Origin of the sequence: Bhargavaea cecembensis DSE10, assembly GCF_000348905.1 — a bacterium.
In the GTDB taxonomy this organism is placed as follows: Bacteria; Bacillota; Bacilli; order Bacillales_A; family Planococcaceae; genus Bhargavaea; species Bhargavaea cecembensis.
Window position 1 is genome coordinate 322,748 of the sequence record NZ_AOFT01000002.1, and the last position, 23,419, is coordinate 346,166.

The 23,419-nt window shown below is 53.6% G+C and carries 24 protein-coding genes; 6 read left to right on the top strand and 18 right to left on the bottom strand.

Annotated features, from left to right (window positions below; genetic code table 11):
• Window positions 1-32: 32 nt before the first annotated feature.
• The 7 genes from C772_RS03225 to cyoE form a co-directional block, all read right to left on the bottom strand.
• Complete coding sequence (locus C772_RS03225) at window positions 33-494, bottom strand: DUF420 domain-containing protein (protein WP_008297379.1); 462 nt, start codon at window positions 492-494, stop codon at window positions 33-35.
• 29 nt (window positions 495-523) lie between these two features.
• Window positions 524-1,450, bottom strand: coding sequence for a cytochrome c oxidase assembly factor CtaG (ctaG, locus tag C772_RS03230; protein WP_035001315.1), 927 nt, complete (start codon window positions 1,448-1,450; stop codon window positions 524-526).
• Window positions 1,451-1,633: 183 nt separating this feature from the next.
• Window positions 1,634-1,966 (bottom strand): cytochrome c oxidase subunit IVB, encoded by a 333-nt coding sequence (ctaF, locus tag C772_RS03235; RefSeq protein WP_008297381.1) that lies wholly within the window; start codon window positions 1,964-1,966, stop codon window positions 1,634-1,636.
• A gap of 1 nt (window position 1,967) precedes the next feature.
• Window positions 1,968-2,594 (bottom strand): cytochrome (ubi)quinol oxidase subunit III, encoded by a 627-nt coding sequence (locus C772_RS03240; RefSeq protein WP_008297382.1) that lies wholly within the window; start codon window positions 2,592-2,594, stop codon window positions 1,968-1,970.
• Complete coding sequence (gene ctaD / locus C772_RS03245; RefSeq protein ID WP_008297384.1) at window positions 2,594-4,468, bottom strand: cytochrome c oxidase subunit I; 1,875 nt, start codon at window positions 4,466-4,468, stop codon at window positions 2,594-2,596. The genes C772_RS03240 and ctaD overlap by 1 nt, the downstream gene beginning before the upstream one ends.
• Before the next feature lie 27 nt (window positions 4,469-4,495).
• The gene (coxB, locus tag C772_RS03250; protein WP_008297385.1) at window positions 4,496-5,563 is read right to left on the bottom strand and encodes a cytochrome c oxidase subunit II; all 1,068 of its coding nucleotides are present in this window, start codon (window positions 5,561-5,563) and stop codon (window positions 4,496-4,498) included.
• Between the two features lie 94 nt (window positions 5,564-5,657).
• Window positions 5,658-6,572, bottom strand: coding sequence for a heme o synthase (cyoE, locus tag C772_RS03255; RefSeq protein WP_008297386.1), 915 nt, complete (start codon window positions 6,570-6,572; stop codon window positions 5,658-5,660).
• 318 nt (window positions 6,573-6,890) lie between these two features.
• Here cyoE and C772_RS03260 point away from each other — a divergent pair, with 318 nt between their 5' ends.
• Window positions 6,891-7,811, top strand: coding sequence for a COX15/CtaA family protein (locus tag C772_RS03260; protein ID WP_035001260.1), 921 nt, complete (start codon window positions 6,891-6,893; stop codon window positions 7,809-7,811).
• 136 nt (window positions 7,812-7,947) lie between these two features.
• Here the strand turns inward: C772_RS03260 and pyc are convergent, their stop codons facing one another.
• The 3 genes from pyc to C772_RS03275 form a co-directional block, all read right to left on the bottom strand.
• The gene (gene pyc / locus C772_RS03265; protein ID WP_008297388.1) at window positions 7,948-11,388 is read right to left on the bottom strand and encodes a pyruvate carboxylase; all 3,441 of its coding nucleotides are present in this window, start codon (window positions 11,386-11,388) and stop codon (window positions 7,948-7,950) included.
• A gap of 16 nt (window positions 11,389-11,404) precedes the next feature.
• Entirely contained in the window at window positions 11,405-12,568 is a 1,164-nt protein-coding gene (locus tag C772_RS03270; RefSeq protein ID WP_008297389.1) for an FtsW/RodA/SpoVE family cell cycle protein, read from the bottom strand.
• A 65-nt stretch (window positions 12,569-12,633) separates the two neighbouring features.
• Window positions 12,634-12,915 (bottom strand): YlaN family protein, encoded by a 282-nt coding sequence (locus C772_RS03275; protein WP_008297390.1) that lies wholly within the window; start codon window positions 12,913-12,915, stop codon window positions 12,634-12,636.
• 176 nt (window positions 12,916-13,091) lie between these two features.
• Here C772_RS03275 and C772_RS03280 point away from each other — a divergent pair, with 176 nt between their 5' ends.
• Window positions 13,092-13,592 (top strand): hypothetical protein, encoded by a 501-nt coding sequence (locus C772_RS03280; RefSeq protein WP_008297391.1) that lies wholly within the window; start codon window positions 13,092-13,094, stop codon window positions 13,590-13,592.
• Between the two features lie 12 nt (window positions 13,593-13,604).
• Window positions 13,605-13,808 carry a YlaI family protein gene (locus C772_RS03285; RefSeq protein ID WP_008297393.1) on the top strand — a complete coding sequence of 68 codons (204 nt, stop codon included), beginning with the start codon at window positions 13,605-13,607 and terminating at the stop codon, window positions 13,806-13,808.
• A 396-nt stretch (window positions 13,809-14,204) separates the two neighbouring features.
• On the opposite strand, the gene C772_RS03290 is transcribed toward C772_RS03285, so the two are convergent.
• Window positions 14,205-14,513 (bottom strand): YlaH-like family protein, encoded by a 309-nt coding sequence (locus C772_RS03290; RefSeq protein WP_008297394.1) that lies wholly within the window; start codon window positions 14,511-14,513, stop codon window positions 14,205-14,207.
• A gap of 51 nt (window positions 14,514-14,564) precedes the next feature.
• Window positions 14,565-16,415: a translational GTPase TypA gene (gene typA, locus C772_RS03295; RefSeq protein ID WP_008297396.1), complete on the bottom strand. Its 1,851-nt coding sequence runs from the start codon at window positions 16,413-16,415 to the stop codon at window positions 14,565-14,567.
• Between the two features lie 117 nt (window positions 16,416-16,532).
• Here typA and C772_RS03300 point away from each other — a divergent pair, with 117 nt between their 5' ends.
• Window positions 16,533-16,718, top strand: a complete 186-nt coding sequence (locus C772_RS03300) for a YlaF family protein (RefSeq protein WP_008297399.1) — start codon at window positions 16,533-16,535, stop codon at window positions 16,716-16,718.
• A 53-nt stretch (window positions 16,719-16,771) separates the two neighbouring features.
• On the opposite strand, the gene C772_RS03305 is transcribed toward C772_RS03300, so the two are convergent.
• Window positions 16,772-17,569 (bottom strand): inositol monophosphatase family protein, encoded by a 798-nt coding sequence (locus tag C772_RS03305; RefSeq protein ID WP_008297401.1) that lies wholly within the window; start codon window positions 17,567-17,569, stop codon window positions 16,772-16,774.
• Window positions 17,570-17,689: 120 nt separating this feature from the next.
• Entirely contained in the window at window positions 17,690-17,893 is a 204-nt protein-coding gene (locus tag C772_RS03310; protein ID WP_008297402.1) for a hypothetical protein, read from the bottom strand.
• Window positions 17,894-18,064: 171 nt separating this feature from the next.
• On the opposite strand from C772_RS03310, the gene C772_RS03315 reads away from it, so the two are divergent.
• Complete coding sequence (locus C772_RS03315) at window positions 18,065-18,682, top strand: YktB family protein (RefSeq protein ID WP_008297403.1); 618 nt, start codon at window positions 18,065-18,067, stop codon at window positions 18,680-18,682.
• A 180-nt stretch (window positions 18,683-18,862) separates the two neighbouring features.
• On the opposite strand, the gene C772_RS16490 is transcribed toward C772_RS03315, so the two are convergent.
• The 3 genes from C772_RS16490 to C772_RS03325 form a co-directional block, all read right to left on the bottom strand.
• Window positions 18,863-19,225: a hypothetical protein gene (locus tag C772_RS16490; RefSeq protein WP_152419676.1), complete on the bottom strand. Its 363-nt coding sequence runs from the start codon at window positions 19,223-19,225 to the stop codon at window positions 18,863-18,865.
• A gap of 261 nt (window positions 19,226-19,486) precedes the next feature.
• On the bottom strand, window positions 19,487-19,777 hold the full coding sequence (locus C772_RS03320) for a UPF0223 family protein (RefSeq protein WP_008297404.1): 291 nt from the start codon (window positions 19,775-19,777) through the stop codon (window positions 19,487-19,489).
• On the bottom strand, window positions 19,778-20,755 hold the full coding sequence (locus C772_RS03325) for an NAD(P)H-dependent flavin oxidoreductase (protein WP_008297405.1): 978 nt from the start codon (window positions 20,753-20,755) through the stop codon (window positions 19,778-19,780).
• 139 nt (window positions 20,756-20,894) lie between these two features.
• Here C772_RS03325 and C772_RS03330 point away from each other — a divergent pair, with 139 nt between their 5' ends.
• Complete coding sequence (locus C772_RS03330) at window positions 20,895-22,367, top strand: aminotransferase class I/II-fold pyridoxal phosphate-dependent enzyme (protein ID WP_008297406.1); 1,473 nt, start codon at window positions 20,895-20,897, stop codon at window positions 22,365-22,367.
• A gap of 51 nt (window positions 22,368-22,418) precedes the next feature.
• Here C772_RS03330 and C772_RS03335 read toward each other — a convergent pair whose 3' ends face one another.
• Window positions 22,419-23,303 carry a polysaccharide deacetylase family protein gene (locus C772_RS03335; protein ID WP_008297407.1) on the bottom strand — a complete coding sequence of 295 codons (885 nt, stop codon included), beginning with the start codon at window positions 23,301-23,303 and terminating at the stop codon, window positions 22,419-22,421.
• Between the last annotated feature and the right edge of the window lie 116 nt (window positions 23,304-23,419).

A 23,419-nucleotide genomic window follows, 5' to 3' on the forward strand; every position in this document is an offset into this window, starting at 1 on the left:
GCTGATGGAGGCCGCCATGGGCGGTCTTTTTTTTAATGGCCGAAGATGGCCTTGAGCATCGAAGTCGTCTCTCCGCCTTCATAGAAGACATACAGGAGCAGGTAGACGGCTACACCGGTGATGGCGGTGAAAAACCAGATGATGCTTGTAACAGGGCCGATCTTGCGGTGCCGCGGAAGGACTTCCTTAAGCCCGGTATAGATCGACACCAGTCCGAACACGGCACCTGTTGTCGCCAGAATGATGTGGAAGACAAGGAAGACCGTGTAGTAGATCTTCAGATCGTCCGGACCGCCGAACGACGTATTCCCTACAAACACCGTTCTGGAGACATAGATGATGAAGAACAGAAGTGCCGAAACGCCGGCGGCCAGCATCGTCTTTTTATGGGCTTCCACTTTCCGCTTTCTGATGAGCGACCACCCGATGGCGACTAAAATCGCACTCAGGACGATGAAGAATGTGCTGATGGTCGGTAAGATCGGCAGTGACATCTGAATGTTATCCCCCTATTGTGTGCGGCTCAGTTGTACATCGAGAGCCGCTTGCGTTCAAGCAATTGTTTTTGTGTAAGTTCATCCGCATTGTCCCGCTCATGACGGAACCAGCTCAGGAAGATCTTGCCGAGTACTACTCCGTAAATAATCTCTTGGAGAATCTTCATCATGACCCCGCCCATCTGCTGATCGTATAGGATCGGCATGGACGTGAACACTTCCGGTCCTGACAGGCCGGTGCCGGACAGTGCGCTTAGAGTCGAGGCCGGAACACAGAGCGCCATCGACATGAGCCACGCTTCCCCGCTTTGGTAGGTCTCGTACACAGGCGTGTCGACAAAGATGATCAGCGCACACGCAGGAGTGATCAGAATCGCGCTGGAGATGATATAGGCGATCTTGTGCAGGCCCTGCTTAAGCCTAGGCGCAAAGTCATTTTCATTGAGCAGGGGCCACCAGAGACACAGCGCGGAGATAAAGAGCGTAATCGTGAAGACCGCATGAAGCGGAATGCTGAGCTTGATCGTATCCAGGATCGCAGGAAGGTGATAGACCGAGAACATGGCGCTGAAAACGATGACGCTGACAAGCGGTCTGGTCAGAACACGGAGAATCGTACCGAGAACAGGGACGGCAAAGACGTTTCTCCAGATCCACACCGGAATCCCCTTGATGAGGAACGGTGCCGCGACCAGCAGAAGGATCGCCATCTGGACCATGTGCATGCTGAACAGGATATGTCCCAGAAGATCGACGGGAGATCCTTTGGTGATGTAAACAAGCAGCATCCCTGCCGAAAAGTAGATCAGTTCGCTGCGCGTGAGCGGCTCGCTTTCTTCAAAACGGTCTCGCCATTTTACGGTGATGGCCAGGTAAAGCAGGAACAGGACGACGAGCGTCAGGAAAAAGTAGGGGCTCCAAAGCGCCCTGAAACCGAATATGCTAATTGGCACCATTGCCATCGCTCCTTTTAAAGGTCTCCTCCCATTATAAGCCCGGGAGATAGGTGAATCAATGAACGAACTATGACACCTGCCTGACGGAACTGAAACAGATGAATTGCCTGATTCAAGCATGCGCCATCAGAAAACGAAAAAAACATCCCTGAAGCAAGATGCTTCAGGGATGTTGCTGCATTACCACCAGATGATGGTGACGAATGTCAGGACGGTCAGGAACGCGATCAGTATTCCGCCGTACATAAAGAATGCAACCAGGCCATGGCCTTTTTCACTCATGTGCATGAAGTAATACAGCTGGAGTCCGACCTGCACAGCTGCAAGAAGGAGCACCACCGGGATGACAAAGTAGGCGGAAAAGCCTGCCTGGACAGCCGCGAAGGAGATCAGCGTCATGAAGATCATGAGCGCGAACATCATCAGCTGGCTGCGCATCAGCCGGTCAGAACGGCGCTTCTTGTATGCGTACTCGGCCGGTGTCTTTTCGATGATCTCGATATCGTGTGCCATATTAACCGACCACTCCCATCAAGTAGACTACCGTGAAGATGAATACCCAGACGACGTCGATGAAGTGCCAGTACAGCGAGAATGTATAGTACTTCGTGGCATTGTACAGGTTCAGTCCGCGTTTCGCGTTCCGCAGGATCAGAAGCGTCAGCCAGACGAGGCCGATTGCAACGTGTAGTCCGTGCGTGCCGACAAGCGTGTAGAATGCCGAGCTGAATGCACTATTGCCGAAAGTGAACCCGAGGTGGATGTAGTGATTGAACTCGTAAACTTCAAGAGCAAGGAAGCCGAGGCCGAGGAAGCCGGTGATGGCCAGCCAGACCTGCATCCCTTTGAAGTTATAGTTCTTCATGTGATACATCGCGTATACGCTCGTCAGTGACGATGTCAAAAGAAGCATCGTCATGACAAAGACTAGCGGCAGTTCAAACAGTGTCTCGGTGCGGAACTCGTTCCCGTCAGGAACCGAGTTTTTAAGCGCGAGATACGTTGCAAAGAGCGTGGCAAACAGGACTGTCTCTCCACCGAGGAAGAGCCAGAAGCCGACGAACTTGTTCTTGGCTTCCATCGTGGCCGTTTCCGGATGATCCGGCCAGGACTGAGGTGTGAATTTAGTATTCAGATCCATCAGTCGCGCCCCCTTTCCATGCGGCGGATTTGGTCTTTCGTTACGTAGTATCCGAGGTCATCCTTGACCGAGCGGATCGCCATCGTAAGGAACGTGAACGCAAGTCCGAAGACCAGGACACCAAGTCCCCAGCTATGATCGACACGGTACATCGCACCGAAGCCTGCGATGAAGAGTCCGAGTGTCATGAAGAACGGAATGATCGAACCGTTCGGCATGTGGATATCTGTCACCGGCTCGGCTGCAGTATAGCCTTTATGGCCTTCCTGCTTTTCGATCCAGTACGTGTCCAGGCCGCGGACAAGCGGTGTCTGTGCAAAGTTGTAGAACGGCGGCGGAGAAGGAATCGCCCACTCGAGTGTGCGGCCGTCTTCCCAAGGGTCGTTGCCGACACGTTCGTTCCTTGCAGTCGTAACAATGATGTTGATGATGAGCACGATGACGCCGATTGCCATCAGGATGGCACCGATCGTACTGATCAGGTTAAACAGGTTCCAGCCCTGGCCGTCCATGTATGTCCAGACCCGGCGCGGCATCCCCATCAGACCGAGGAAGTGCTGCAGGAAGAACGTCATATGGAAGCCGATGAAGAAGAACCAGAATGTGATCTTACCCAGCTTTTCGCTGAGCATCGTACCGAACATTTTTGGCCACCAGTAGTGAGTCGCCGCAAGAATCGCGAGCACGACACCACCGACGATGACGTAGTGGAAGTGGGCCACGATGAAGTACGAGTCATGAAGCTGGTAGTCAAGCGGTGCAGCACCCTGCTGGACACCGGTTACGCCGCCCATGACGAACGACGGGATAAATCCAAGAGCATAAAGCATCGGAGTCGTAATCTTGATGCTTCCGCCCCACATGGTCAGAAGCCAGTTGAAGATCTTGACCCCTGTAGGAACTGCGATTGCCATTGTCGCAACAGCGAAGATCGCGTTTGCCGTAGGCCCGAGACCGACCGTGAACATATGGTGGGCCCAAACCATGAACCCGAGGAACCCGATGAGGACAGTCGCGAAGACCATCGCCGAGTAACCGAACAGGCGCTTGCGGGAGAAGACGGAGAAGATTTCCGAGAAAATCCCGAATGCCGGAAGGATCAGGATGTATACCTCAGGGTGACCGAAAATCCAGAAGATATGCTCCCAGATGATCGTGTTGCCGCCCATCGTGTGGTCAAAGAAGTTACCGCCGAACATCCGGTCGAATGTCAGGAAGAAGATCCCGATCGTGAGCGGCGGGAATGCGAACAGGATCAGTGCGGATGCCACAAATGTTGTCCATGTGAACAGCGGCATACGCATGTATGTCATACCAGGTGCACGCATGTTGATGATCGTGACGAGGAAGTTGATCCCCGCCATGAGCGTACCCGCACCGGCAATCTGGAGACCGATCGCATAAAAGTCGATTCCGTGGCCTGTCGAGGCTATCGACAGGGATGCATAGGATGTCCATCCGGCATCAGGTGCAGCGTCCAGGAACCAGCTGAGGTTCAGGAACAGCCCCCCGAAGAAGAACATCCAGAAACCAAGGGAGTTGATGAATGGAAACGCAACGTCACGCGCCCCGATCTGTAACGGGACGATGGCGTTCATAAATCCGAACAAAAGCGGCATCGCTGCCAAGAAGATCATCGTCGTACCGTGCATGGTGATCAGTTCGTTAAAGAACCCCGCACTGACGAAGTCGTTATTCGGTATGAGAAGCTGCAGACGGATCAGCATGGCTTCAATACCGCCGAGGACGAAGAAGAACCCGCCGCCGATGAGGTAAAGGATACCGATCTTCTTGTGGTCAACTGTGGTCAACCAATCCCACAGCGTCGCGCCGAACCCTTTCTTTTGTCCGACTGAATTCGCAACAGTTGTCACTGTTAGTTACCCTCCTTTACCGGTACCTTATTCTTCTACTTTCAGATCAAGCAGATAATCTGCAATGGCATCAAGGTCTTCATCCGACAGTTGGTCGAAGGCAGGCATCAGGTTGCCCGGCTTGTACTTCTGGGGATCCTTGATCCAGTCGATCGTGTTTTGCTTGTCGTGCTCGAGGAAACCTGCAACGCGGTTGCGGTCACCGTAGGTAGCAAGGTTCGGAGCCGAAGCACCGCTCGTGCCGACAGCGGAAACCGCATGGCACATGATACAGCTTTGTCCAAATGCAGCCTCACCCGCATCTGCGGACTCAGCGCTTGCTGTTGCACCTTCGGTTTCTTTCATCGCTGCAACCCAGTTGTCGAACTCATCAGGGCTCAGGGTCTTCACCTTGAAGTCCATGAGCGCGTGGGAAGGACCGCAGAGTTCGGCACATTTCCCGTAGAAGACGCCGTCTTCGAGATCTTTGGATTCCTTGTCGAATGTCAGATAGAACTTGTTGACGTTCTCGACGTTCGTGTCAAGCTTACCGCCGACCGCAGGGATCCAGAAGGAGTGCTTGACGTCAGAGGAAATCAGGTTGAAGTACACTTTCTCGCCTGTTGGAACGACGAGTTCCTGGGAAGTGACGATTCCGTGCTCAGGATATTCGAATTCCCACCAGTACAGCTTTGCCGTCACGTTGACGACAAGGTTTTCCGGGTTTCCTTCTTCGTCTGTTGCTTCCATCGCCGACACATCACCCAGTTTATAGGTGTAGTAGACTGTCGGAACTGCCATGATGATGACGAGAAGAATCGGGATCGCCGTCCAGATGAATTCGAGCTTGTGGCTTCCTTCCACGTCTTTTGGCATATGGTCGTCACCCAGCTTCTTGCGGCGGAACTTTGCAAGCGCGATGAAGTAGATGGTGAAGACGACTGCCATGACGAGGATCATGATGCCGGTCGTCAGGAGCAGGAGATTAAACTGGTCCTGTCCGACTTCCCCTGCCGGTAGAAGCGTCGAGAGGTATTCTTCGCCGCAACCCGACAGGATGATGGTGAGGGCTGCCAGCAGCGTTACAAGGCGCCATTTTTTGAGTCCTTTCATCATCGATTAACCAAACCTCTCTTTCATAGATGTTTTCAAATATGAGGACGGAGTGCCCAATTTATGATGAATTCTTATCAAAGAAAGAATTCCGCAATCAGATGATGACCGCGAAGATGATCATCGAGACGAATAGGATCGTCATGTAGTTCAGCGAGTACACGAACATTCGTGTTGCCCATTTGAGGTCGTCTTCCGCCCTGAAGCCTTTCAGGGCGATAAAGAGCCAGCCTGCGTTAAGTGCCGTGGCGAGGACAATAAATGGCCAGCCAAGCTGAGGCAGCAGGAATGGGAGCGGGAAGAGAACGAGGACCCAGGCGAGCATCGATTTTTTCGTCCGGGCGAATCCTTTTACGACCGGGAGCATCGGGATGCCCGCTGCTCGGTATTCTTCCGTCCTTCTCATGGCGATGGCATAGAAGTGAGGCGGCTGCCAGGCAAACATGATCAGGAACAGCGCCCATGCACCTGGGCCAAGCGTCGGCTCGACGGCAGCCCAGCCGATCAGCGGAGGAATGGCCCCGGAAATGCTGCCGACAATCGTGTTGCTGACATGCTTTCTCTTGGACCACATCGAGTAGAGAACAACATAGCTGAAAACCCCGACGATGCCCCATAGCCCGGCTGTCGTGCTGGCGGAGAACAGAAGGATCTCCCCGATCAGCAAAAAGGCAACCGACATGGCAAGAACCGATGATGCCCTGAAGCGTCCTGTTACTGTGGGACGTGATTTCGTCCGCGACATGATCGGGTCGATGTCCCTGTCGATCAGGTTGTTCATCGCCGCCGACCCGGCGACGATTAGTGAGGACCCAATTACGACATAAAACAACAAGTCCAACTCGTCCAGAAAGTGCCGGCCGGCGAACTGGATGGCAAGGAAGAAACCGGTAAACGCCGTAATGACATTCGAGTTCACGATGCCGATCTTGATGAGTGCCAAAAAGTCCTTCATAAAAGAAGCGGATTCAGCTTCCGCCGCAGTTGCATGTGCGGTGCGACTGTTTGTCATGAAACCCCTCCTTTCGAACTGCCGGCAAGTTCCGCTACCCTTTACTATAGCTGAATTTCGGGCTGAATTCTATACATAACCCGAATTTGTCGAATGATAGCGGACCGTCCGTATAATAGAGCACAGCATCTCTATAGTAATGCATTTACGAAAATCTTTTGTGAAGCCTTTGAGCCTTTTTTATGAACAAATTGTGAAATGGAGTGCGGCCGGGTGTTCCATGCGGGTGTCGCCGTTGTTTTTGCCCTCCGTTTCCGATATCATCAGTTAAGCGACACCGTCACCAAACGGTACAGAACTCTTAAAGAGGTGTCATCCATGCAGCACAATCGAACACTGAAATGGCTCGCCGTTGCTTCGACGATCGGCATGCTCGCCATCCTTCTTGGCGGGGCGCTCGTCACGAAGACGGAAAGCGGGATGGGCTGCGGCAGGCACTGGCCCGGCTGCAACGGAGAACTGATTCCGTCAGAGATCAACGCTGAAGTGCTGATCGAGTTCTCCCACCGTGTTGTTACCGGTGTGGTCGGGATCCTGATTGTCCTACTGTCCGTCTGGGCATGGCGAGCACTCGGACATATACGCGAAACAAAGTTTCTGTCGTTCATGGCCATCTTCTTCCTCGTCCTCCAGGCACTGATCGGTGCAGCACAGGTGCTCTGGGGGCAGGGTGACTTCATCCTCGCCCTTCACTTCGGCATTTCCCTGATTTCTTTCACAGCAGTTTTCCTGCTGACACTCCTCATTTTCGAGGTGGACCGGAAATTCGATGCGGAGAATGTGAGAATCGGCAAAAAACTGAAGTGGCATACGATCGGCGTTACCCTTTATTCGTATATCGTCGTCTATACGGGGGCATTGGTCCGGCATACGGATTCGGGACTGGTCTGCAGGGACTGGCCGTTCTGCAGAAATGACGACATCGGCCTTCCCACAAACATGCATGAGTGGGTGCAGATGGGCCACCGGGTTGCCGCACTGCTCATCATGGTCTGGATCGCCTATATCTTCTACCATGCGTGGAAACATTACCAGAGCCAGAAGGCTGTCAGCCGGGGCTGGCTGATTGCGCTGATCCTCGTTCTGGCGCAGGCGACGACCGGCATGCTCGTGGTACTCACACGTGCCAATCTGGCCGCGGCCCTGGTCCACTCACTGATCATCTCGCTTCTGTTCGGCCTCCTCTGCTACATGATCCTGCTCGTCTCAAGGAGCCGGCACTTCGAGAAAAAGATATAAACCGATCCGGGCTCCAGCCGCAGACAACCGTTGTTGTCTGCGGCATTTTCATATCTTCGCACAAAACAATCCCCCATCCACTATTCACAAAAAAACAGCAGGGAATGCCGTTTTCGGCATTCCCTGCTGTTTTTTATCAGTCTTCGTCCATTTCAATCAGAAGATCCCCGGTGGAAATGGAGTCTCCCGCAGAAACATGGATTTCTTTGACCGTGCCGTCAAATGGTGCCTGGACGGTCGTTTCCATCTTCATTGCTTCGGTGATGAGGAGATGTTCGCCCCGCTTGACCCGGCTGCCACGGTCAATGGCAACTTTCAGCACAGTACCCGGCATGGTTGCGCCGATATGCTTACTGTTGCCCTTCTCCGCCTTTTTCCGCTGGATATGATCCGTTTCCGCAGATGCATCGTCAATGCAGACCTCACGCGGCTGGCCGTTGAGTTCAAAGTAGAGGTTCCGTGTCCCGTCCGGCTGAACTTCTCCGATCGATACAAGCTTGATGATGAGGGTCTTCCCTTTCTCAATCTCCACTTCCACTTCCTCGCCGAGCTTCAGCCCGTAGAAGAAAGTTGGCGTATCGAGTACGGAAACGTCCCCGAATTTCTCCGCCTGGGCAGCGAAGTCATCGAACACTTTCGGATAAAGTGCATGCGCCAGTATGTCATGGGCGGAAACCGGACGGTTCAGTTTCTCGAACAGCTGGTCTCGCGCCGCCTGGAAGTCGAACGGTTCCAGCAGTTCACCAGGGCGTACAGTGAGGGGTTCCCTTCCCTTCAGAATGACTTTCTGGAGCTCTTCCGGGAAACCGCCGTATGGCTGGCCGATCTCCCCGCGGAAGAATTCGATGACTGAATCCGGGAAATCGATCGAACGGCCCCGTTCAATTACGGACTGTTCATCCAGGTTGTTCTGGACCATGAAGAGTGCCATATCGCCGACCACTTTTGAAGAAGGTGTAACTTTGACAACGTCGCCGAACAGCATGTTGACGCGGCCGTACATCTCCTTCACTTCTTCCCAGCGCTCACCGAGGCCGACCCCTTTTGCCTGCTGCTGCAGGTTGCTGTACTGGCCGCCCGGCATCTCATGGGCATAAATCTCCGAGTGCGGGCTCTTCATGCCGCTCTCGAACCTTCCGTACATTTTCCGGACGTCTTCCCAATAATGGGAAAGCTCTTCCAGAGAACCGATATCCGCCCGGACATTGCGTTCTCTGCCCGAAAGCGCATAGGCCAGCGACGAAGCGCTCGGCTGGGAGGTGAGGCCGGCCATCGAGCCGAGTGCCGTGTCGACGATGTCCACTCCGGCATCGATCGCACGGGCGTACATGAAGATTCCATTGCCGCTCGTGTCATGCGTGTGCAGATGGATCGGAAGCGAAACCGTATCCTTCAGCTCCGAGACAAGACGGTAAGCCGCTTCAGGCTTCAGAAGCCCCGCCATGTCCTTGATGGCGAGAATATGCGCGCCGGCATCTTCCAGTGCCTTCGCCATCTCCTTGTAATAGGAAACTGTATATTTCGCGCGGTTGTCGTCCAGAATGTCCCCGGCGTAGCAGATGGCCGCTTCAGCAACCTTTCCTGACAGCCGGGTCTCATCGATGGCGACCTCCATCTGCTTGATCCAGTTCAGGCTGTCGAAGATGCGGAATACGTCGATGCCCGCTTCCGCCGATTTCCTGACGAACTCTCGGATCACATTATCCGGATAGTTTGTGTAGCCGACCGCATTGGATCCTCGGAATAGCATCTGGAACAGCACGTTCGGGATTTTCTCGCGAAGCTTGATCAGCCTGTCCCAAGGGCTTTCGCCAAGGAATCTGTAGCTGACATCGAACGTCGCGCCGCCCCACATCTCAAGTGAGAATGCATCCTGCATAAGGCGTGCGGTTTCATCACCGATATCAAGCAGATCATGCGTCCGGACACGGGTCGCAAGCAGTGACTGGTGTGCATCCCGGAATGTGGTGTCCGTCAGCAGCACATCATCCTGTTCACGGATCCACTGTGCGAGCCCTTCGGCTCCCCGCTCATCAAGGATCTGCTTGGTTCCCTGCTTTGGCGGTGCAGACAGGTCGACGGACGGTTTGCGGGCCGGATGGAACACCGGCTTCTGTTCTTTACCGATGCCCGGGAAGCCGTTGACGGTGACATTGCCGATGTACGTCAGAAGCTTTGTCCCGCGGTCCTTCCTCGCCGGGAAGATGAACAGGTCCGGCGTCTCATCGATGAACGCGGTATTGTATCTGCCGCTGAGGAAATCCGGATGTTTGACGACGTTTTCAAGAAACGGAATATTCGTTTTGATGCCGCGGATCCGGAATTCCTGCAGGTTCCGCTCCATCTTCGCCGCCGCTTCCTTGAACGTCATCCCCCACGTGGATACCTTGACGAGAAGGGAATCGTAGTGAGGCGTGATGACCGCCCCCTGGAAGCCGTTGCCTGCATCCAGACGGACACCGAAACCGCCGCCTGACCGGTAGACCATCAGCTTGCCGGTATCCGGCATGAAATTGTTCAGCGGATCTTCCGTCGTCACCCTGGACTGGATCGCATAGCCGAACAGCGGAATGCTATCCTGTGCCGGGATCCCCGTCTCCGGATCGGACAGGCTCCTGCCTTCTGCAATATAGATTTGTGAATGCACGATGTCGATTCCTGTCACCATCTCCGTGATGGTATGCTCCACCTGGATCCGGGGATTGACTTCGATAAAGTAGAAGTTGTCCCCGTCCACAAGAAATTCTACCGTACCGGCGTTGATGTATCCTGCATTTTTCATGAGGCGGACTGCCGCTTCGCAGATTTCCGCCCGAAGCTCGTCCGAGATCGTGATCGACGGTGCAATTTCCACGACTTTCTGGTGGCGCCGCTGGACTGAGCAGTCGCGCTCATACAGATGGACGACGTTGCCGTATGTATCTGCCAGGATCTGCACTTCGATGTGTTTCGGTTTATCGAGGAATTTCTCTACATAGACATCGGAGGATCCGAAAGCAGCTTTTGCTTCGGATTTTGCCCGCTCATAGGCTTCTGCCGTCTCATCGGAAGAACGCACTACCCGCATTCCGCGGCCGCCGCCGCCGAGTGCTGCCTTGATAATGATCGGATAGCCATTCTGTTCCCCGAATGTTTGGACTTCTTCAAGCGAAGAAACAGGGCCGCCGCTTCCCGGAATAACCGGCAGATCAGCCTTGACCGCCTGTTCGCGTGCCTTGACTTTGTCGCCGAACATATCCAGGTGAGTAGAGCGTGGCCCTATGAAGATGATCCCTTCTTCTTCGCATCGCCGTGCGAATTCAACGTTTTCCGACAGGAAGCCGTATCCCGGATGGATGGCGTCCGCGCCGGAATCTTTCGCGATGGCGATGATCCCCTCAATGTCAAGATAGGCATCGATCGGCTTTTTCCCCTTGCCGACCAGGTATGCTTCATCCGCTTTATAACGGTGGAACGATCCGCTGTCCTCCGCCGAGTAGATGGCGACTGTGCGGATCTTCAGTTCTGTGCACGCCCGGAAAATCCGGATTGCAATCTCTCCCCGGTTAGCCACCAGGATCTTCTGGATTTTCCCCATTTCCCCATCTCCTTCATCATGATCTTGTTTCGTTCCTGACGAACATGGATACATTCAACAGTATCCCTATACAAAATGATAACAGGATTAATGAGGTTCCGCCATAGCTTATAAACGGAAGCGGAACACCGGTCAGAGGCATCAGACCCGTCATCCCGCCGAGATTGACGAACGTCTGAAAACCGATGAGGCTCCCGATGCCCGCCGCAATCATGCGGGCCTGGGGATTTTTTGTCTTGAGCGCGAGGCTGATGGCCCGCATCACGATAAAGCCAAGACCGCCCACGACAATCAGCACGCCGAGGATTCCAAGTTCTTCAGAGATGATCGCCATAATGAAGTCGGTCTGCGGCTCCGGAAGATAACCCATTTTCTGGACAGACTGGCCGAGTCCGAGTCCTTTCAGCCCGCCCGCTCCGATTGCCAGGTACCCATTTATAATCTGGAACCCGGAGCCGAGCGGATCTTCAAACGGATCCATGAATGTGGTCAGCCTGGCAAGCCGTCCATCAGTCAGCAGTTGCTTGCCGCTCAGGACTGCGACAAGAACGAAGAGGAATGCGGCTGCGATCGCAAGGCCTGAGAACTTGAAGAATGTCTTGGGCCTCATGCCGCTTGCGGCCATGACGGAAACGGAGGTGACCAACAAAATCATGGTCGCCCCGATATCGGTTTCCATCATGATCGACAAAACGGCAAACGCGAGCAGGATAACCGGTGGAAACACCGAGTTGTTCAAATCATTGATGGCGTTCTGCTGCAGTTTCTTCGCGAAAAAACCGGAGAAATACAGGATGAAGGCAATTTTAGCCACTTCGGAAGGCTGGAGGTTGATCGGCCCCAGGTCGATCCAGCTTCTCGCCCCCGCTTCATCGCCGAACCCGATAAAGTGGACCGTAAAAAGCAGGGCGAACGTGACAAACAGCATCAGCGCCATGAACCCTTTCCGCTTATAATGCTTGAACGGGATAATCGCACCGAGCGCAAGGGCAGGCAGCGCAACAGCGAGATTGACCAGCTGCCGTTTGTAGAAATGGTCCGCATCAAATCCGTAGCGGTTAACAGCCCAGACCATGCTCGCACTGTAGATCATCACAAGCCCGAACAGGCAAAGTGCAAGATAAACGAAAAAGAGCGGAAAATCAAAATTCCGGATGTATCGCTTCAAGTATGCTTTCATCGAATCCCTCAATCTTTCTTCTAAACAAAAAACTCAAACCGGCAAACGAGTTTGAGTTTTTTGCGTTATTTCTTCGTATATGCATCATGCAAAATCGACAGTTCGCGCTCCAGGGAAGCCAGAATCTCTTTTCCCTGTTCACGTTCAATCAGGCCCAATTTTGCTGCGAACTCGATTTCGCGGGAAAGCCCGAACATCTGTGTATCGAGCACTTCTTCATACAGAGGGCACTGCGGCATCGTCAAATGATCCATCTGAACTTTGATCAGCTGGGCGATCTTTTCCGCATCCGCCTGAAGAAGTTCCAATGCCTTTTCATGATACGCCGGTTGAACATTTGTATCCATGAAGCCGCCCCCATCAGCAGGTTTTCTGCTACAGTATATCTATTAGAGTTTATCTTTTAGGAGCAGAAATTGCAAGCACCCTTCATATAGACGCTTCTCATCGGCAGAGGTTTCCCCTTTTGCAGGAGCCCGCTTTGCTGTAAACTGAACATGCGACAAACTGGAGGAGATACAAGATGCTGATCATTCCGATACAGGGAAAGTGCAAGTACCGCATCTCGCTGGATCCGACCACCTGGATCTTCGATGACCGGAAACTTGACCTGAATACGTATTTCACAGAAGAAAAAGTAGCGGATGATAAAATGGGCGACTACATCAAATCGACGTCCAAACACTGGTCCCGCGAACTGATGGAAGGCGCGAAGACCCAGGAAGAGCTGGAGAAACCGGCAAGGAAGTTCAAGAAGCAGGAGCTGCTCACCGGCACATTCGGCATTGCACTCGAACCGTTCCTGAAGAACGCAGAGGCGGAAGAAGATGCGGAAGCCGTGGTCTTCGCCGACAAGGATGGAGGCGAGCACCGCTTCCCGATCGAAGAAGCTTACGGAATGCTGTTCCAATTCAGCCGGGACGGCAAGCCGCTCGGTGAAGAAGGCCCTGCATTCCTCATTCTGCCTGATGGCTCGAATCTGGAAGCCCCGATCAAGGGAATCCGCTCCATCACATTTGTCTGAGGAGGTGGAGTCATGCATGTGCGCTGCGTGATGTGCGACCGAGAAGAAGAAATCCCGGATGACTCCCCGGAGGCCAAGCGCATCCGTAACCGGCCGATCCATACGTATATGTGCAGGGAGTGCCACGACCGCATCGCGGAAAAAACTGCGGAGCGGCTCGCCACCGGAAAATTCATTTTCCGCCGCTCCTCCGAATCATCGGAGGAAGAATTTTAAGCGGTGGACAACAGACCTTATAGCTGCAGACAAAGCGGGGACTTCTTTCTTTGTCTGCAGCTACTTTTTGTTTTCCGAGTCACTTGTGTGTACTGAAATCCACCGGATTTCCGCTGCGGGCCCTCGCGTTCCGCGGGCCGGCGCCTAGCCCTCGACTCCGTCCTGCTTGCCTGCTGCCCAACGCTTCGCTTGTGGGCGCAGACGCCAGTCTTCGTACTGGCTTATGTGCGGCTTTTCCCGCAGGAGTCTCGGGCCCTTCGCTTCAATCCCCATGCGGCTTACCGAGAAAAAGTTTCTGGTTAGATAAACCTGGTGTGGATGCAATCAAACGGAAGCCCCGTTGTCTGCACTTCCGTCTCCAATACCCCTGGCAGAATACAAAAAAAGATTCCACGCTCACACGGGCGTGGAATCTTTTTGTTCGTTTTTGTCGTCGTTGACCCGGCGGATCCTGTAGATGATCAGGATCAGTGCCGCAACAATCAGCCCTTCCACAATCGGAAGGAAAAACGCGAGGAATGTGAGGACCAGGCATCCGAGGAACAGGAAAAGATAGATGACCACGTTCTGCCAGGGTTTCAGCTTCTTCGCAAATCCAAGATAATACACGAGGGCCGATAAGGCGAAAATGATGAAGAACAGGACATATCCCGCTGAAGTGAAAGATGGCATCGCTTCATACACATAGCGGGAGATGGCCGACATTCTTCCGAATACTTGCTCCTCTTGCAAAATGGACATTCCTTTCGGATTCGGTTACGCGTCCTGCTCCGCCAGCTTTTTCCTTTTTGCTGCCCGCTCCCGCTCGTTTTTGTCCAGGAGCTTTTTGCGGAGACGGATGGACTTCGGCGTGACCTCGCAATATTCATCGTCACTGAGGTATTCGAGCGCTTCCTCGAGCGACATGATCCGGGGCTTTTTCAGAGTGGTTGTCTGGTCCTTCGTCGCAGACCGCACGTTGGTCGCATGCTTCACTTTCGTGACGTTGACAGTCAGGTCATTGTCCCGGCTGTGTTCGCCCACGATCATGCCGGCATACACTTCCGTGCCCGGCTCGACGAAGATCGTTCCCCTGTCTTCCACCTGAAGTATACCATATGGCGAAGCCGTACCGTTATCCATTGAGACGAGGACCCCTTGGTGGCGTCCGCCGATCCGGCCCTTCTGCATTGGCTGATAGCTGTCAAATGTATGGTTCAGGATGCCGTAGCCGTGTGTCATGGTCATGAACTCGGTTGTGTAGCCGATCAGGCCGCGTGCCGGCACGTTGAATACAAGCCGTACCTGGCCGTTGCCGTTATTGACCATGTCGAGCATTTCGCCCTTGCGCTCCCCGAGTGATTCAATGACAGAACCCGTGTACTCTTCCGGTGTATCAATCTGGACGCGTTCGACCGGCTCGCAGCGGACACCGTCAATTTCACGGACGATGACTTCAGGCTTGGACACCTGGAGCTCATATCCTTCCCGGCGCATGTTCTCGATCAGGATTGACAGGTGCAGTTCCCCGCGGCCCGATACGATCCAGGCATCCGGAGAATCTGTCGGGTCGACACGGAGCGAGACGTCCGTCTGGAGCTGCTGCTCAAGACGTTCTTCGATCTTGCGGGCAGTGACCCACTTGCCTTCCCGTCCGGCGAACGGGCTGTTGTTGACAAGGAATGTCATTTGGAGCGTCGGCTCGTCAACATGAAGGGCAGGCAGCGCCTCCGGATGGTCGACCGGGCAGACCGTTTCGCCTACGTCAATGTCTTCAAAACCGGAAATGGCCACGAGGTCCCCTGCATAGGCTTCCTCGATTTCAACCCGTTTAAGACCCATGAACCCGGACATTTTGGTGATCCGGAAGTTTTTCAGCGTTCCGTCGTTTTTCATGAGGACGACCTGCTGGCCGACATGCATCGTACCGCGGAACACCCGGCCGATACCGATCCGGCCGACATAGTCATTGTAATCAAGCAGTGACACCTGGAACTGAAGGGGCTCCTCACGGTTGTCGGCAGGTGCCGGAATATTTTCCAGAATCGACTCGAACAGCACCTGCATATTTTCTCCCTGATCTGCAGGATCCGGCGAGAGGCTAGCAGTTCCGTTGATTCCGGAAGCATAGATGACCGGGAATTCCAGCTGTTCATCGTTTGCATCCAGTTCGATGAAGAGTTCAAGCACTTCATCGACCACTTCTTCGGGGCGGGCAGCATCTTTGTCAATTTTGTTTACGACAACGATTGGCTTCAGATTCTGTTCCAGGGCTTTTTTCAGTACAAAACGGGTCTGGGGCATGGTGCCCTCATAGGAGTCAACGACAAGCAGTACGCCGTCGACCATTTTCAGGATCCGCTCGACCTCGCCCCCGAAATCGGCGTGGCCGGGCGTATCCAGAATATTGATCTTGATGTCGTGATATTGGACAGCGGTGTTTTTGGCGAGAATCGTAATTCCCCGCTCCCGCTCGATGTCATTCGAATCCATCGCGCGCTCATCAACGTGCTCATTCGAACGGAAAATGCCTGATTGCTTCAGCAGCTGGTCGACTAGTGTCGTTTTTCCGTGGTCAACGTGGGCAATGATGGCGATATTGCGTAGATCTTGACGAAGGTTTGTCATAGTTTCACTCACTTTTCTGTTGCCGGATTCATAACTGTGCTATTATATCACAGGAAAGCCATTTGTCATCTAATAACTACCAAGAGACGAAAATAGCTGTTTCCGGAGGAATCATTCATGAAAAATGTTCAATGGGTATTCATCTTATACGCCCTTGCCGCGCTGTTCTCGATGATCGCGATCGGCTTTGCCATCGGTGTGAAAAGTGTACTCGGCATCATCGGCGGCATTATTCTGCTCTTCGTCATCATGGGGATGGGCTTCAAAACCAAAAAAGCCATGCGGGACAAAGGACTTCTATAAAGTCTTTACCCAATCGATGGAAAAGCGGAACCCGATGCCGGGCTCCGCTTTTATTATGTCTGTTTCAGCCGGATATATTGGTCCAATATCGACTGATGCAGACCTTGCCGGGCGGCGATGAACGTATCATTGGAAATCATGTCCAGGTCTTCGCCTCGGAGATTTGTCGAAATGGCCCCGACTTCCCGGATGATGACGGATCCGCCGGCTATGTCCCATGGGGCAAGCCTCATGGAAAGATACGCATCGAGGCGTCCGGCAGCGACATGCGCAAGCTCGATCGCAGCCGAGCCGTAAGATCGTGTCCCGCGGCAGTCCGAAACGAGGCGCCCGACCGCTTCATGATCGATATACCGGTTCGGTGCCACCCAGCTGGCGTTGACGCCGATGACGGCCTTGTCGACAGTGACCGGTTCCAGGACAGGCAGCCGCTCGTCATTGCGGTAGGCGCCTTCGCCGCGGTAGGCGTGATAAAAATCGTCAGCCATCACATCATAGATATATCCGAGCATTCCGACCCCGTCGGCGAAGATGCCAAGCGAGATGGCGAAGTTGCGCCTCTGGTGGATGAAGTTCATCGTCCCGTCGATCGGGTCAAGGATCCAGACCACTCCCTCACCTGAGCTGACATCATCGCCGAACCCTTCCTCGCCGAGTATCCGGTGCCCGGGAAAATCCCGGCGTATTCGCGAGATGAAGAACTGCTCGATTTCCCGGTCGATGTCGGTCACGAGGTCATTGGCATCCGCCTTTGTCTCAATCTGTATCTTTCCCGCAAAGCTCACCCTGATCCGGTGCCCTGCTTCTTTTATCAATGATTTTGCATAGCGGTCAATTGCTCCCCAGTCCATCGGGCTCCCCCTTCCCGCCTGCGCCGCAGGCCGTTCTTCTATTATAACTGAAAGGGGATCCGCATCATTCAATGAAGCTTGAATGAATCCGGATCCCCTCGGTCCCTGGCCGTCGGACGGTCAGTTCGCCCTGAACGCTTCATATTTTTCAAGCTCTGCGTGAATCTCCTTGAGTCGCTGCTTGCTTTTCTTCTTCTGGTCGGCATCCGACTGGGACATGGCATCGTAGAGTGTGGCGAGTTCATAGTCCAGTTCCAGGTTGAGCATGCTGATATACTGTTTTTCAACTTCGGCTTTCCGGATCACATGGATGACTTGTTTCATGCTTATGCACCCTTTCACGGATTTTTTTGGTCATCTCGATCATCATTCCAGGAGTTGCCGCGCGGTTTGTTGAGATGTCCTGTTGCAAAGATTGTTCCCCGTTTTTTGTTACAATAAACGTGCGGACAAAAAAGGAACCAACCAACCATTCAATCGAAGGAAGTGAATAAAATGCAGTTCAACGGATTTAGCCAGGAAGACTTCGACACATTTAGAATAGAGGGTCTTGCCGAGCGGATGGAAGCCATCGAAGAACGTATCCGGCCGAAGTTCCGCGAGCTTGGCGGAGAGCTGACGGACGACCTCTCGGCGATCCTCGGACAGGAAATGCATCTCCATATCGCCAAGCATGCACGCCGCACGGTGAACCCACCGAAGGATACATGGCTCGCGATTGCCGGTGATAAACGCGGCTATAAAAAACACCCGCATTTCCAGGTCGGGCTGTTCGACGACCGGGCGTTTATCTGGCTTGCGTTCATTTACGAGCTTCCCGATAAAGCAAACATCGCCCAGCGCTTCCTTGACAGGATCGATACGGTGGAAGCGACGATTCCGGACGGGTATGTCATTTCGCAGGACCATATGAAAAAAGGGGCCGATCCGGTTACCGGCATCGATCTGGACGCTGTGCTGGAACGGTTCCGCACCGTCAAGAAAGCCGAGCTGCTGATCGGCCGCACGATTCCGGCAGGCGACCCGCTGCTGGACGACGGAGAAGCGTTTTACCGGCTTGCCAATGAGACGTTCAACACGCTCGTACCACTTTATAGGATGGTTTATAGCTAACGAGAACTGTAGATAAACATTTTAAGTCTGATAGAAATAATATGCAGATCATTATGTTTGAATCTAAAAAAGCCCCCACTACCCTTTTATGAAAAGGTGTTGTGGGGGCTTCTCTAAATTACAGAAAATACAGTTCCTCAAACGATCTGGCAATTAGGAAAGAGTCTTTCTTTATATATATTAAAAACCGACGATACCAGAATTACCGGTGCAACCTGTACCTGAACTACTTTCACAATACATTCTAACGGAATATTGGGCAGATGTTCCTCCTGTTAACTGTTTACCGGAAGCTCTTTGCCCTGGAGAAACAAATTTGTAGCCAGTCACCGCTACACCATTTTTAAATACTCTGTAGCTAATGCTGTATTTACCTGTATTAGCTACGTTATAAGTTGCGTGCTGTCTAGCATCTATTCTAATGGTTGACTTACTGGTCTCACTTGCATATAAAGTTGCACTAGCGGACGTTGCTGCATAAGCCTCGGAATTGAATGCTAGAACCATGGACAATGCAAAAAAGATCGATAACATTTTCTTCATACCAAAATCATCCTCTCATCACTTTTTTTAGAATTTGCGCAAATCCTTGTAAATATTGTACTGCATATTTCTATTTAATTCCTTTACTTTTTCAAATACACATCTAAAGTAACCCTAAAAAGAGTAACGCGTCTTATAATTCTGTAATAAAAAAAGCTATACATATGACATTTGATATAAAAAATTAATTATAATTACTAACAAAGCCCTTTTAACAGCTTAGCATCTTTGGACAAAAAAGCAGACAAAAGGAGCGCCGGCTTATCGCCCCGCTCCTTTTATGATTGCTTCATCCGGAAGATCCTTCAGCTTCTTGATGACCGGATAGGCCGCATAGCCGCTCGCTTCCTCAAACTCTGCAAACAGCTTCTTTTCCCCTGACTTCGAAGGCTCGATGTCCTTGAATCTGCGGTAGGCATTCATGAGTTCCCCGCGCCTGATCCCGCTTTCATACGCTTTTTCAACCGCTTCGAAAAACTTGACTGCATCGATGATTTCATCTGTCGACCAGTCCGTCCGGAGCGGATAGGAATAGCCTTCACTTGCCATCATTCATTCCTCCCCATTTTTGCCGGAGCCCCATCTTGCACGGATCTGTCCGGCTTCTTGCGCCATGCGGTCGAACAGCTCCTGCACGGTCGGCACGTCTTCGATGAGGCCGGCCACCTGTCCGGCCCAGCCGAATCCTTCATCCTCGTGGCCTTCATGGATAAATCGCCGGTTCGCCTCACCGCTGATATAGGTTTTCAGTGCTTCGTATGTCGGATTCTCCTGCTCGATTTCAAGGATCTTCTCGGTCCAGCTGCCTTTCAGTACACGGGCCGGCGCACCGATCGAGCGCTTGATGATGCTTGTCCCCGTTTCGGAAGCGTCCATGAGCGCTTTCCTGTAGGCATCGGATGCATCCACGCACTCTTGTGTGGCGATGAACCGGGTCCCCATCTCAATGCCTTCGGCACCCAGTGCGTGCGCGGCCATCCAGCCCCTTCCGTCACCGATCCCTCCGGAAGCGACCACCGGAATCGAAACGCTGTCGACAACACGGGGCACAAGGACCATCGTGCCGACATCGTCCCGGCCGAGATGCCCGCCGCCTTCCTGGCCGACCACCATGACAGCATCCGCTCCCAGGCTTTCCGCCTTCTGTGCCTGGCGCACCGCAGCGACAAGCACCAGTTTCCGGATGCCGGTCCCTTCCAGCCGTTCCAGAAGCGGCGCCGGATTCCCCCCGGTCATCGTTACTGCCGGGACCCCTTCTTCGACAGCCGCATCCAGCATGTGTTCATAGGGCCGCCCATGCTGGCCGATGGCAAAGTTCACCCCGAATGGCTTGTCCGTCATCTCTTTCACCCTCCGGATTTCCCGGCGGAGCTCGTCCGGTCCGGGAAGGCTCATTGCAGTAATCTGCCCGAGCCCCCCTGCGTTAGACACTGCAGCCGCCAGATCGGCATAAGCAAGATAGGCCAGTCCCCCCTGAATGATCGGATAGCGGATGCCCAGCAGTTCAGTGATCCTCGTGTTCCATTCCATGTCAATCCCCCCTTGCTTCCATCTTATCGCATGGAAAGGAGAAGTTGAACCGTGCCGTGTATTTCGGTGACATTTGATGGCAGTCGGTGCTATAATATCCCCTTGAAATCCTGCATCATAAGAACGAGGGGGCTCCAGATTGTCACAGCTTGAAACACCATTATTCGACGCGCTCCTGAAACACCGGAACCGTCATCCGATACAATTCCATATTCCGGGCCACAAAAAGGGCCGGGGCATGGATCCCGCATTCCGGGAATTTGCCGGAGACAACATCCTGTCGGTCGATCTGATCAACATCGCCCCGCTTGATGATCTCCATTCCCCGAAGGGGGCCATCCACAAAGCACAGGAACTGGCCGCCAAAGCGCTTGGGGCCGATTACACCTTTTTCTCCGTACAGGGGACAAGCGGTGCGATCATGACGATGATCCTCAGCGTCTGTGAACCCGGGGACAAAATCATCGTCCCGCGGAACGTCCATAAATCGATCATGTCCGCAATTGTCTTTGCCGGGGCCGTTCCGGTCTTTATCCATCCGGAAGTCGATCCGGAACTCGGCATCTCGCACGGAATCTCTGCGGAAGCCGCGGAAACAGCGCTGGCGGCCCATCCGGACGCGAAGGGCCTGCTCGTCATCAACCCGACCTATTACGGGGTCTGTGCAGACCTGGAGCGGATCGTCGACATCAGCCATGGCTACGGCATCCCTGTGCTGGTCGATGAGGCGCACGGGGTCCATATCCACTTTAATGACAGCCTTCCCGTATCTGCCATGCAGGCGGGTGCCGATATGGCCGCCACTTCCGTCCACAAGCTGGGCGGCGCGATGACTCAGGGATCTGTCCTGAATGTCCGGGAAGGGCTGGTTTCGACCAAGCGGGTCCAGTCCATCCTGTCGATGCTGACAACCACGTCCACCTCGTATCCGATCCTGGCATCGATTGACTGCGCCCGCAGGCAGCTCGCCATGCACGGAAGCGACCTTCTGGATGAAACGATCCGCCTTGCGAAGGATGCAAGAAAGCGGATCAATAAGATCCCGGGACTCTGGTGCCCCGGCCGTGAACTGATCCGGAGTTCCGCCACCTACGACATTGATCCGACAAAGCTTCTGATCAGCGTCAAGGATCTGTCAATCACCGGCAGCCAGGCAGAAGTTTGGCTCCGGGAAAACGCCAACATCGAGGTTGAACTGTCCGACCTGTACAATATCCTGTGCATCCTCACCATCGGCGATACCGGAAAAGAAGTGAGCCTTCTGGTCAATGCACTTAAGAGGATGGCCGAGACGTTCGCACCGGATGGCTCCGAACCCCCGCCGTTCGTGGCACTTCCGGAAATTCCGGCACTTGCGCTCACCCCGAGGGATGCTTTCTACGCGCAGACGGAAGCCATTCCCCTTGATGAAGCGGAGGGCCGGATTTCCGCCGAGTTCATCATGGTCTATCCTCCGGGAATCCCGATTGTCATCCCCGGCGAAATCGTCACACGGGACAACATCGACTATATCCGGATGAACATGGAAGCCGGCCTCCCTGTCCAGGGGCCGGAAGATGACACGCTGCAAAACCTCCTCGTCATCAAAGAGAGGATGCCGATCATTTCGTAATATCACTGAATAAGAAATGGAGAGCCCGGAAAAATTCCGGTGCTCTCCATTTTATTGGGCCGATTCCGGCATTTTGATGGTTGCGGGGTTGATCAGTGTGTACCCTTTGTCGCGCAGGCCCTGAACAATCTTCGGAAGGGCCGCAGCCGTCCATTCCCTGTCATGCATGAGCAGATTCGCTCCGTTGTTCAGGAATTCCGTGTTGACCATGATGTCGGCAAGGGCGTCTCCGTCCTGGTACTGCGGTTCCCAATCATAGCCGTATGTCCAGTTCATAAGGAGCATTCCTTCGTCAGCTGCCAGCTGGCGGGTGAAATCCGTGTTCACTCCAAAGGGCGCCCTGAAGAATTTGGGCTTTTCCCCCGTCACTTGCTCCACGATTTTATTGACCCCCAGAATCTCCTCACGCTGGGCCTCCTCGGGAATCTGCTTCAGATTGGGATGCGACATCGTATGATTGCCGATCGGAAATCCCATTTCATGAATTTCCTTCAGCACTGCCTTTTCTTCATCGGTATCGATAAAGTGGCCGTTTACAAAAAAGATGGCCGGCGCATCCAGCTGCTTCAAGGTCTTCGCCATATCAAGCGCATGCTTGTCGGGCGCATCATCGATTGTCAGCAGGGCCGCCTTCGGATCGGCGTCACCGATTGGCCGGAATGACCAGGTGGCTTCATTCAGCTCATAAAGCGCTTCCGCCGGCTCCGCTGTGGCAGGCACCTGGCTCCCCTCACTGCCTTCCTCTTTATCTTCCGCCTTTTCTTCCGCTGATTCACCATCTGCATTCTTGCCATCAGTGGTTTCTTCAGTCTGTTCTTCCATTTGGCCCTGGTCATCCGCCGCTCCGCTGTCTGCGGCATCCTCCTCGGCAGCGCAGCCGCCGAGCAGGGCTGCAGCCAGTGCGGCGCCCGCCATCCAATTCAGTTTAAGCAGCATTCGTGAATCCACCCCTTCCCTACTATCAGTCTATCACCGCATGATCCCGCCGCACAATCCGCCAAAGGGAGTTTCAGGAAACGAAAAAAGAGAGCGGAAAGTCCGCTCTCTTGCTG

Bases quoted from the DNA above. Each gene is read 5' to 3' on its own strand.
- C772_RS03225 (WP_008297379.1), bottom strand. From the start codon at position 494: ATGTCACTGCCGATCTTACCGACCATCAGCACATTCTTCATCGTCCTG.
- ctaF (WP_008297381.1), bottom strand. From the start codon at position 1,966: ATGGCACACGATATCGAGATCATCGAAAAGACACCGGCCGAGTACGCA.
- C772_RS03240 (WP_008297382.1), bottom strand. From the start codon at position 2,594: ATGGATCTGAATACTAAATTCACACCTCAGTCCTGGCCGGATCATCCG.
- coxB (WP_008297385.1), bottom strand. From the start codon at position 5,563: ATGATGAAAGGACTCAAAAAATGGCGCCTTGTAACGCTGCTGGCAGCC.
- cyoE (WP_008297386.1), bottom strand. From the start codon at position 6,572: ATGACAAACAGTCGCACCGCACATGCAACTGCGGCGGAAGCTGAATCC.
- C772_RS03260 (WP_035001260.1), top strand. From the start codon at position 6,891: ATGCAGCACAATCGAACACTGAAATGGCTCGCCGTTGCTTCGACGATC.
- pyc (WP_008297388.1), bottom strand. From the start codon at position 11,388: ATGGGGAAAATCCAGAAGATCCTGGTGGCTAACCGGGGAGAGATTGCA.
- C772_RS03270 (WP_008297389.1), bottom strand. From the start codon at position 12,568: ATGAAAGCATACTTGAAGCGATACATCCGGAATTTTGATTTTCCGCTC.
- C772_RS03275 (WP_008297390.1), bottom strand. From the start codon at position 12,915: ATGGATACAAATGTTCAACCGGCGTATCATGAAAAGGCATTGGAACTT.
- C772_RS03280 (WP_008297391.1), top strand. From the start codon at position 13,092: ATGCTGATCATTCCGATACAGGGAAAGTGCAAGTACCGCATCTCGCTG.
- C772_RS03285 (WP_008297393.1), top strand. From the start codon at position 13,605: ATGCATGTGCGCTGCGTGATGTGCGACCGAGAAGAAGAAATCCCGGAT.
- C772_RS03290 (WP_008297394.1), bottom strand. From the start codon at position 14,513: ATGTCGGCCATCTCCCGCTATGTGTATGAAGCGATGCCATCTTTCACT.
- typA (WP_008297396.1), bottom strand. From the start codon at position 16,415: ATGACAAACCTTCGTCAAGATCTACGCAATATCGCCATCATTGCCCAC.
- C772_RS03300 (WP_008297399.1), top strand. From the start codon at position 16,533: ATGAAAAATGTTCAATGGGTATTCATCTTATACGCCCTTGCCGCGCTG.
- C772_RS03305 (WP_008297401.1), bottom strand. From the start codon at position 17,569: ATGGACTGGGGAGCAATTGACCGCTATGCAAAATCATTGATAAAAGAA.
- C772_RS03310 (WP_008297402.1), bottom strand. From the start codon at position 17,893: ATGAAACAAGTCATCCATGTGATCCGGAAAGCCGAAGTTGAAAAACAG.
- C772_RS03315 (WP_008297403.1), top strand. From the start codon at position 18,065: ATGCAGTTCAACGGATTTAGCCAGGAAGACTTCGACACATTTAGAATA.
- C772_RS16490 (WP_152419676.1), bottom strand. From the start codon at position 19,225: ATGAAGAAAATGTTATCGATCTTTTTTGCATTGTCCATGGTTCTAGCA.
- C772_RS03320 (WP_008297404.1), bottom strand. From the start codon at position 19,777: ATGATGGCAAGTGAAGGCTATTCCTATCCGCTCCGGACGGACTGGTCG.
- C772_RS03325 (WP_008297405.1), bottom strand. From the start codon at position 20,755: ATGGAATGGAACACGAGGATCACTGAACTGCTGGGCATCCGCTATCCG.
- C772_RS03335 (WP_008297407.1), bottom strand. From the start codon at position 23,303: ATGCTGCTTAAACTGAATTGGATGGCGGGCGCCGCACTGGCTGCAGCC.